Raw genomic sequence first — 9,066 nt, 5'->3', positions numbered from 1 at the left:
CGACTTCACCGGTCTGGCGTCGTTTGTCCGTTCCGCCGCCGGGCACGGCGCAGCGGCCGTGGCGATCAGCCCGGTGCATGCGATGTTCAGCGCCGACGTGAACCGCTTCAGTCCCTACGGTCCGTCCAGCAGGCTGTTCCTGAATGCGCTGCACATCGATCCGGCCGCCGTGCTTGGATCGGAAGCGGTGGCGTCGGCGCTGGTTCTGCTGGGCGATGACGGCGGCGGAAGACGGGCGGGCATGGAAATCGAGCCCTTGATCGACTGGCCGATGGCGGCGTCGTCCAAGCTGGCGTTGCTGCGCTGCCTGTATGAACGCTTCTGCAATGAAAGCGGCTCGGACGCGCACCGCGATTTCGATGAATTCCGCCGCCAGGGCGGCAGCGCATTGCATGACCATGCCATTTTCGAGGCGCTGCATGCGTCGCGCCTGGCGCTAGGGGAAAGCGGATACTGGAAAGAATGGCCGGAAGAATTCCGCGATCCGCGCAGCCCGGCGGTTGCCGAGTTTGCGGCGAAGCAAACGTATGAAGTCGGCTTTCATGAATTCCTGCAATGGCAGGCCGCGCGCGGACTCGGCGCGGCACAGCGCGCGGCGCGCGAAGCAGGTATGCCGATCGGCCTGATCGCCGACCTCGCGGTGGGCGCGGACAACAGCGGCAGCCAGGCATGGAGCCGGCAGGCGGAAATCATCAACGGCCTGTCGGTCGGCGCGCCGCCCGATGTGCTCAACACCAACGGCCAGAGCTGGGGACTGGGCGCCTTCTCGCCGCATGCAATGAAAGCCAGGGGTTTTGGTGCCTACATCGAGATGCTGCGCTCGACGTTTGCCTATGCGGGCGGCGCACGCATCGACCACGTGCTCGGACTGAGCCGGCTCTGGCTGGTGCCCGACGGCGCGTCGCCTCAGGATGGCGCCTATCTGCAGTACCCGCTGCAGGACCTTCTGCGCCTGATTGCGCTTGAATCCTGGCGGCATAAGGCGATCGTTATTGGCGAGGACCTCGGAACGGTACCGGCCGGCTTCGACACCCAGCTTGCAGACGCCGGATTGCTCGGCATCCGGGTGCTGATGTTCCAGCGCGAAGCGGATCGCTTTCTCAGTCCGTCCGAATGGCCGCGCAGCGCGATCGCGACTACCACCACCCATGATCTGCCGACGATCGCCGGATGGTGGCAGGAAAGAGATATCGACTGGCGCAAGGAGCTGGATCTATTGCCGAAGACCCAGAGCGAAAGCGAGGTCCGGCGCGAACGTGCCGATGAACGCGCAATGCTGCTGAAGGCGCTGAACGACGCCGGCATCACGACGGGGCGGCCGGCGGCAGAGGGACCGGGCGACGTGCCGCTCGATGCAGCGGTCGCTTTCGTCTCCGCAGCACCGGCGCCGCTCGCCATCCTTCCAATCGAAGACGCGCTCGGCCTGCCCGAACAACCGAACCTGCCGGGCACCACCGACGCGCATCCCAACTGGCGCCGCCGGCTCCGCCAACCGGTCGATACGCTTCTGGATGAGCCGTCGGTGGCCGCACGCCTTGCGATCATGAACCGCACACGATCTTACAAAGGGAATTCCTGATGTCCATACCGCGCGCCACCGCACGACTGCAACTGCACAAAGACTTCAACTTCGACCAGGCGGCCGACACCGTGCCGTATTTCGCGTCGCTCGGCATCAGCCATATTTACGCGTCGCCCATTCTCACCGCGCGCAGCGGCTCCACGCACGGCTATGACATCGTCGACCCTACGCGCATCAATCCCGAGCTGGGCGGCGAGGACGGCCTGAAAAGGCTGGTCGCCCGCATCCGCGAAGCCGGCATGGGTCTGATCCTCGACATCGTGCCCAACCACATGGGGGTGGGCCCGGAGAACCCGTGGTGGCAGCATGTACTCGAATGGGGCGAGAGCAGCCCGTATGCGCGCTGGTTCGATATCGACTGGAAACCGGCCGACGAAACCCTGCAGGGCAAGGTCATGGCGCCGTTCCTCGGTCAGCCCTACGGCGATGTGCTGACCGCCGGCGAGATCACCCTGCAGTTCGATTCGACACGCGGCAAGTTCTTCGCCGGGTACTATTCGCACCGCTTTCCGATCGCGCCTGCCGACTATGCCGGCATCCTGCGCACGGCGGCGTCGGACCGCCTGATCGCGGCCATCGCGACATTCGAGGAAGGCAAGGACGAACAGGGGAAAGTCGCGAATCTTACCCAACTCAACGCCGACATCGGCTTCGGCTTGCTGCGCGAAGCGGGCCAGGACAAGGAGGGCCGCGCGGCGATCGATGCCGCGCTTGCCGCCCATTCGGCGACCACGACGCAGGGACTTGAAGCGCTGCATGCCTTGCTGGAACGCCAGCATTACCGTCTGGCGTGGTGGCGCTGCGCCGCCGACGGCATCAACTGGCGGCGGTTTTTTGAAGTAACGGACCTGGCGGGCGTGCGGGTCGAGCAGGACGATGTCTTCGAAGCCACCCACGCGCTGATCTTCCGTCTCTATACCGAAGGACTGATCGACGGCGTCCGCATTGACCACGTGGACGGACTGGCCGATCCGGGCGCGTATTGCCGCAAGCTGCGCCGGCGGCTGCAGGCACTCACCTCGCAGCGGCCGCCCGAGCTGCCCCCGGCGCCGGCCTACATCATCGTCGAGAAGATTCTCGCGGAAAACGAACAGCTCCGGCAAAACTGGGAAGTCGACGGCACCAGCGGCTATGACTTCATGGATCGCGTCGGCGCCTTGCTCCACGATCCCGCCGGCGAGGCGCCGCTGTCGGAGATGTGGTCCCGCCTTACCCGCAACGATACGGATTTCCATGCAGAGGTGCGACAGGCCCGCCGGCAGCTGCTGGCCAATAATCTGGCCGGCGAATTCGAAGCGGCGGCGCGCGCCCTGCATGCGGTGGCGCGTACCGATCTGCGCACCCGCGATTTTTCACTCGGCTCGATTCGCCGGGTTTTCACCGAGCTGCTGGTCCATTTCCCGGTCTATCGGACGTATGCCGACAGCAACGGCCGCGACGACCTGGACCAGGAGGTGATCGAGCGGGCACTGGAGGGCGCTCGTCACAGCGTGGACCGCAATGAAGGCCCGCTGCTCGATGTCATCGCCCGCTGGCTTGGCGGCGATGCGCCGCGCGATTCCGCCAACCCGAGGGTGCGTCATCTGCACCAGAGGGCGATCACCCGCTTTCAGCAACTGACGCCGCCGCTGTCCGCAAAATCGGTGGAAGACACGGCTTTCTACCGCTATGGCAGGCTGCTGTCCCGCAATGATGTCGGTTCCGACCCGGACCTGTTTGCGTTATCCGTCGACGGCTTCCATGAAGCCAACCGCACACGCGCCGAACGTTTTCCGCATTCGATGCTCGCCACGGCAACCCATGACCACAAACGCGGTGAGGACGTCCGCGCCCGGATCGCCGCCCTGAGCGGCATGGTCAGCGAATGGGAGAACGCGGTTTCCGAATGGATGGTGCTCAACAGTCCGTTGCGGAGCGAAACGGCCGGCGAAAATGGCGGGCCGGTCTCCGAAGCGCCGCAACCGGCCGACGAACTGATGCTCTATCAGATGCTGGCCGGCGCGTGGCCGATCGGCCTCGAACCGGACGATGCCGAGGGCATGGGGCAATTTGCCGAACGGATCGACCAATGGCAGACCAAGGCGATGCGCGAAGCCAAGCAGGTCAGTGACTGGGTCGCGCCGAATGAAGAATACGAGAACGGCAGCCGCCGCTTCCTGCATGCCATCCTCGAACCGAAACCGGGCAATGCCTTCCTGCCGAAGCTGGCCGCTGTGGTGAACAAGCTTACGCCGGCGGGGGCGGTCAACAGTTTCGCGCAGACGGTGCTGCGGATTACCTCGCCTGGTGTGCCAGACCTGTACCAGGGTACAGATTTCTGGGATTTCAGCCTGGTCGATCCGGACAACCGCCGACCTGTCGACTATGCCCTGCGCAGGCAGGCAATGGAGCAGGGCGATACACCGGTATCCGGGATTGACGACTGGCGCAGCGGACGGCTGAAGCAGCAGATCGTTCACCGCACCCTGCAACTGCGGGCGCGTGAATCCGACCTTTTCTTCCGCGGCGAATATCTGCCGGTCGCAGTGGAGGGTGGCTTGGCACGCCATGCGATCGGATTCGTGCGCGGACTCCAGGACCGTAGCGTCATCGTCGTCGCCACCTTACGGCCAACCGGGCTTCTGGCCGATGACGGCAAGCCGCTCGTGCCGCGGGAGAAATGGGAAGACACGGCGCTCCTGTTCCCCGATACGCCGGACTCGACATGGATGGACATCTACACCGGAAAAAAGGTGCGCATCGAATCCGGCCGCCTGCTGCTGGGCGAAGCCCTTGCCCTGCTGCCGGTTGCCGTACTGACCCAGGCCTGAGCGGTTCACGGGCGGAGTTGCCGTACCCATGCAAATCAACAGACTGGTCGAGGAAGCGCTCGGCGAGAGCGCGGTCGAACTGCTCAATGTCCTCGCTGCCCATGTCCTGGCGGCGGGCGACGGAGACCGGACCGGCATGCAGTCCATGCCGGTGGAGCAGGATGACTGGAATGCCACGATGGTGCTCATGCGGGAAATCTTCGAAGCGGAGATCCTCGTATCCGGCGATGACGAGTGGGTCTGCTTCCGCATCCTGCAGTCCTTCGGTGTCAATAACGGCCGGCTGGCGTATCAATTCACGCCGACGTTCGCCAAGGCGTTGGCAGGCTGAGCCAAGAGGGGGTACCTTGCGCCGCAAGGATGGCGGTCCGGGGCACTCGAATTCGTGATGCCTTCACCGGCGGCCGGAAAGCGGCCGGTTCAGCCCATACATCAACCCGGCCACAACCAGGCAGACCAGTGCCAGGATATCGGCGACGACGACTCTGCCGACGAGTTGGTTATACCCCCCGATCGTCCATGCCAGCCACAGGAAGGAAATGACGCTGACCAGTCCGCCGATCAGGGAGAGCAACTGCAATCTGGGAATGAACGCCGCGTAGCAGATGAAAAGGCCGAGCAGGCCGAAAAGCACCGCGCGATGCCGCATCAGGATGGCCAGGTTGGGATCGGCAACCTGGATGCCGTACAGCGCCGCCAGTTTTTCCGGGCCGACGACTCCGGCCAAAGGAAGAAGGTGGATTACGCCGACGATGACTAGAAGCGCTTTGACGATGGCGTTCATGGTGTTCCCTTAACGATGATGTTCTTGTTGTTGACCAGTCGTGTTTTGCTTTGGACCGGTACGCAGTGTACCGCCCGGTCGCATGGCAACGGGTTCGGCTTCGCGGCCGAGGGTCAGGACCCGGAGGGCCGGGCCTCAGGATATTCCGGCCGATCATCCGCCAGTACCCACGCGATCTTGGTGCTTGTGTAAGTGTGGTCCTTCGGGGGCAGCATGTCGGGATTGTCCAGGCTGCACGTGGTGACGTCGATTTCCCCCGGCTTGCTCTCGTCTTCGAAGGTCAATTGTGTGCCGCAGCTCGGGCAGAATGCCCGTGTGCCGGTTGCCGACGATTTGAAACGCGTGGGGCTGCCGCTCAACAGGCGAAAGTGCCGGCGCTCCGTACTGAACCACGTGATGAACGGCGCGCCGGCAGTCCGGCGGCAGATCGAGCAATGGCAATTCGACTCGTGGAAGACCCCACCCGATACCTCATATCGGATGTGGCCGCAATAACAGCCGCCTTTAAGCATCTTATTTCTCCTCAACGATAGTCCAGCCAGTCACATTTCAGCCAGGCAACAGCAGGCTGCGGAGCGTTGCAGTGAGACGCCGTACTGTAAAACACCGCGCCCGTGAATGAAACCCCGCAGTGCCGTTCCGGTCTATAAGAAAAGCAGCCCGCTCTGCGGCGCCGCATTTCGATCCCCCAGCGCAGCCTGAAAGGAAAACCAGTGGATACCGGCCCCGACTTTAAACTGCTCAAGGATGCCTATGCCATCATCGACGGCATCCCGGAAACCTCCATCGACCTCGACATGCTGGAAAGCGTGCGGGGCGAATCACTGGAAAACGGCACCATCCGGTCTCCCGCGGGGTGGCTCGCCGATCATCCGGCCTTCACTGCGCTCGGCCTGTCGATATCCGACGATGGAAAGCGCCTGCTGCTCAATGGCGAGGCGGACGAAAACGCATCCATCGCACTGACGATGGCCCAGATATTCCGGCTGCCTCCGGTCGACGCACAGCATCTGTTCGGAGACCGAAATACCTATACACTGGGCGACGACTCCGGATTGAGCGACAAACGGCTCTGGCAGCGTGACCTGCGCGACTACCTGAGGGCACACGGCCAGCTCGACCCGGAATTCGAAGAGCGGCTTGAAACCCGCGGACCGTTCGCCGACCCGGTAAACCCCTCGGAAATCAGGACGCTGTGACGAGGCGTTCTCTGCACGGCAGGACACCCTGAAACACCTCCGCCAACAGGAGCCACCGGAGCCCGGGCATTGACCATACCTATGTCAGCACTTTTTCCCGATACCCCCTTCATTCCCACGCCTTCCCAGCTGGCCGTGCCCGCTCGCGAGCAGGTCATCCCGGCGCACGCGGCAAGGCGCCAGGAATACTTCCGCGCCTGCCAGGCGCTGCCGCCCGGCATGCCGGACTGCCTGTCGGTGGAGATCGCGCATTCCGTCGAAGGTACCGAACGAACCACTGCCGCAGTCTACGGCGGCCATGCCTACCTGATCCATTACGAATTCAAGCGACGAGCATAAGCCCGGTCCGATGATGCACATTGCGGCCGATCAGGCATCGGGGGTAACCGGCGCGTCCTGGTAGGGCCGGGAATCGATCGGAATATCCATCTGGAGCGTCGTACCAAGTTCAGCCGAACTATCGACATTCACACTGCCGCCATGGCCCTCCGCAATGCTGCGTACGTACGGCAGGCCGATTCCCCACCCCCGTTTTTTACCCGTTCGTGCCGCTTCCGTCCGGCGGAACACCTGAAACACCGATTCCAGCTGCTCCTGAGGAATGGGGTCGCCTTCGTTATGGACGGCAAGCAGCACCCGCTGATTGTGCGTGGTGATCACGATGCGGACCGGCGTATCGGGCGTGCCGTACTTGACGGCGTTGCCGAGGATGTTTTCTAGGGCACGCTTGATCGCTTCACGGCTCCACCATCCGGTGACAGGCACGCCCGTGACGTGGAATCGATGGCCGTGAAGCGCCGAAAACTGGTCGCGCACTTCATTCGCCAGCTCAAGCATGTCGAAACTGCTCAGCTCAAGGCTCGGCCGCTCGCCTGCCTGGAAAACGACCGCATCGAGAAGGTCCTGGATCATCCTGTCCATGCGATTGTTGTTGTCGATGATGCGGTCGGCGAGATCGCGGAGTTTCGGCGAGTCGGTAGTATGTCGGATCAGCTCCGCCGCAGCACTTGCGCTGGCCAGCGGATTGCGAAGGTCATGGGTCAGCGCGGCAACGAAGCGCTCGCGCAGCATCGATTGCACCAGTGCATAGGAAGTGACCGCCTCCGCGATGGAACCGTCAATCGACGCGTTGATGCATGCCACCTCGGCTTCGTTCAGCATTACGCCGTGTTGCTTCATCGTATCGAAAATCGTCCATCTGAGGATCTGATATTCGCTGATGACTGCCTGCGGATTGTAATGAGTGAGGCGGGCACGTTCCCCGCCATGTTCCGACGCAATGTTATTCCCGCTTTCCGCGCTGGCCCTGGGGTAGGGCTGCGTGATCGTCTGGACAAGGTTCTCGAAAAAGGTGGGCATGGTGTTCAGAAGAATGGGATGTGACAGTCCCCCGGCTTCCTTCACCCTTTCCCGCACCCGTTTCTCCCACTCGACGAACACAGCCTGTTCCAACTCGAGCATGCGCCGGGAAGTGGAAGACAGCTGGTTCAATTCGGGATTTTGATCAGTTCCTAAAGTCATGCTTTCGTACTCCATTGCATATGTGCAACGCAGGCGGCTTGATTTCGACCCTAGTTTATACAACCGCGGTTCTCCTGCGGCTGATTGAAAATCAAAAGTCGGCGGATTTTGTCGCTGGGGCGGCCGGCTCCGCAACATCGCGATGCCGTGTACCTTATTTCGTACGCCGCAGGGCCGGAACCATTCGCCGGCGCGACGCTCTTTTTAGGATTGAAACCGATCAAGGCGACTATGCAGCGAAGAAAGTGGATCGACAGCAAGAAGGGTAGTGCAGTTCGTTCTTATGTTGTCGCCTTCCTCGCCGTTGCCGTATGCGCCTCGCTTCAATATGCCGTGCTGCATCTGTTGCAGGCCGACCTGCCGCCTGCACTGCCGCTTACCGTCCTGCTTGCGCCGGTGATCATTAGCGCCATGTACGGCGGCGCCATGCCGGCGTTGTTTGCCGCGGTGCTTGCGTTGGCGGCGGGCGCCTTTCTCTTTCTTCAACCCATCCTGAATTTTTGGATTGCATACCGTCAAGACCGTGTGATGGTCCTCGCGTTTGCGTTCATCTCCCTTTTGATTGCGTTCATGGGGGCGTTGCTGGAACGTGCGCGGGAAAAGGCGGCGGCCGCAAAGCTCGCACTGCAGCAAAGCGACCAAACGGTTCGTGCCTTGCTTCAGTCAGCCAGCGCCGCCGTTGTCGGGTTCGGTCCAGACGGAAAAATCAGCATCGCCAATGACGCCGTCTTTAATGTATTCGGATACCGGTCCCGGGAGCTGATCGGTCAGCCCGTTGATATGGTGCTCCCGGACGTTATGCGTAAGCCGGCAATGCCCACCGATAAGGATGTTTCTCAGGAATCAAGGGCGATGCAAACGGGAAAATGCCGCGAGACGCCCGGAAAGAAGAAAAACGGAGATCCGTTTCCGGCAGAGCTGACACTTGGCAGCACGGATACGCCAAATGGTCCGCTGACGATCGCCTATATCGCCGACATCGGCAAACGGAAAGCCAATGAAGCACAGGCTCTCCATGCCGCAAAACATGATTCGCTGACCGGGTTGCCTAACCGCGCCCTGATGCTTGAGCTGGCCGCGCAGCTGCTTGGCGCCGCGCGGCGCGGCAATGCCCGCGCCGCCGTCCTTATGATAGATGTCGATCGCTTCAAGTCGGTGAACGAGCGATAT

9 protein-coding genes are annotated in these 9,066 nt (G+C 62.3%); 6 read left to right on the top strand and 3 right to left on the bottom strand.

Going from position 1 to position 9,066, the window contains the following annotated elements:
* From malQ to VGU61_RS08375, 3 genes are all read left to right on the top strand, one after another.
* Positions 1 to 1,579 (top strand): 4-alpha-glucanotransferase (gene malQ, locus VGU61_RS08385; RefSeq protein ID WP_326858660.1); only part of this gene is annotated, 1,579 nt, incomplete at its 5' end.
* The gene (treY, locus tag VGU61_RS08380) at positions 1,579 to 4,392 is read left to right on the top strand and encodes a malto-oligosyltrehalose synthase (protein WP_326858659.1); all 2,814 of its coding nucleotides are present in this window, start codon (positions 1,579 to 1,581) and stop codon (positions 4,390 to 4,392) included. The genes malQ and treY, both read left to right, overlap by 1 nt.
* A gap of 28 nt (positions 4,393 to 4,420) precedes the next feature.
* Entirely contained in the window at positions 4,421 to 4,723 is a 303-nt protein-coding gene (locus VGU61_RS08375) for a hypothetical protein (RefSeq protein ID WP_326858658.1), read from the top strand.
* Between the two features lie 63 nt (positions 4,724 to 4,786).
* On the opposite strand, the gene VGU61_RS08370 is transcribed toward VGU61_RS08375, so the two are convergent.
* Together VGU61_RS08370 and VGU61_RS08365 are read right to left on the bottom strand one after the other, a co-directional pair.
* Positions 4,787 to 5,176 carry a phosphopantetheine adenylyltransferase gene (locus VGU61_RS08370; RefSeq protein ID WP_326858657.1) on the bottom strand — a complete coding sequence of 130 codons (390 nt, stop codon included), beginning with the start codon at positions 5,174 to 5,176 and terminating at the stop codon, positions 4,787 to 4,789.
* A 113-nt stretch (positions 5,177 to 5,289) separates the two neighbouring features.
* The gene (locus VGU61_RS08365; RefSeq protein WP_326858656.1) at positions 5,290 to 5,688 is read right to left on the bottom strand and encodes a GFA family protein; all 399 of its coding nucleotides are present in this window, start codon (positions 5,686 to 5,688) and stop codon (positions 5,290 to 5,292) included.
* Between the two features lie 201 nt (positions 5,689 to 5,889).
* On the opposite strand from VGU61_RS08365, the gene VGU61_RS08360 reads away from it, so the two are divergent.
* Complete coding sequence (locus VGU61_RS08360) at positions 5,890 to 6,375, top strand: hypothetical protein (protein WP_326858655.1); 486 nt, start codon at positions 5,890 to 5,892, stop codon at positions 6,373 to 6,375.
* An 81-nt stretch (positions 6,376 to 6,456) separates the two neighbouring features.
* Positions 6,457 to 6,714: a hypothetical protein gene (locus VGU61_RS08355; RefSeq protein ID WP_326858654.1), complete on the top strand. Its 258-nt coding sequence runs from the start codon at positions 6,457 to 6,459 to the stop codon at positions 6,712 to 6,714.
* A 30-nt stretch (positions 6,715 to 6,744) separates the two neighbouring features.
* Here the strand turns inward: VGU61_RS08355 and VGU61_RS08350 are convergent, their stop codons facing one another.
* Positions 6,745 to 7,896 carry a HAMP domain-containing sensor histidine kinase gene (locus tag VGU61_RS08350; RefSeq protein WP_326858653.1) on the bottom strand — a complete coding sequence of 384 codons (1,152 nt, stop codon included), beginning with the start codon at positions 7,894 to 7,896 and terminating at the stop codon, positions 6,745 to 6,747.
* A 210-nt stretch (positions 7,897 to 8,106) separates the two neighbouring features.
* On the opposite strand from VGU61_RS08350, the gene VGU61_RS08345 reads away from it, so the two are divergent.
* Positions 8,107 to 9,066, top strand: a 960-nt coding sequence (locus VGU61_RS08345; RefSeq protein WP_326858652.1) for a DUF4118 domain-containing protein, incomplete at its 3' end; no start/stop codon positions are given.

Origin of the sequence: Noviherbaspirillum sp. (assembly GCF_035944575.1) — a bacterium.
Classification (GTDB): Bacteria; Pseudomonadota; Gammaproteobacteria; order Burkholderiales; family Burkholderiaceae_D; genus Noviherbaspirillum.
The sequence above is the reverse complement of the archived record's forward strand: the minus strand, read 5'-3'. Positions and strand labels throughout refer to the sequence as shown.

Coding starts and splice junctions, on each gene's coding strand:
- VGU61_RS08365 (WP_326858656.1), bottom strand. CDS start 5,688: ATGCTTAAAGGCGGCTGTTATTGCGGCCACATCCGATATGAGGTATCG.
- VGU61_RS08375 (WP_326858658.1), top strand. CDS start 4,421: ATGCAAATCAACAGACTGGTCGAGGAAGCGCTCGGCGAGAGCGCGGTC.
- VGU61_RS08350 (WP_326858653.1), bottom strand. CDS start 7,896: ATGACTTTAGGAACTGATCAAAATCCCGAATTGAACCAGCTGTCTTCC.
- VGU61_RS08370 (WP_326858657.1), bottom strand. CDS start 5,176: ATGAACGCCATCGTCAAAGCGCTTCTAGTCATCGTCGGCGTAATCCAC.
- treY (WP_326858659.1), top strand. CDS start 1,579: ATGTCCATACCGCGCGCCACCGCACGACTGCAACTGCACAAAGACTTC.
- VGU61_RS08355 (WP_326858654.1), top strand. CDS start 6,457: ATGTCAGCACTTTTTCCCGATACCCCCTTCATTCCCACGCCTTCCCAG.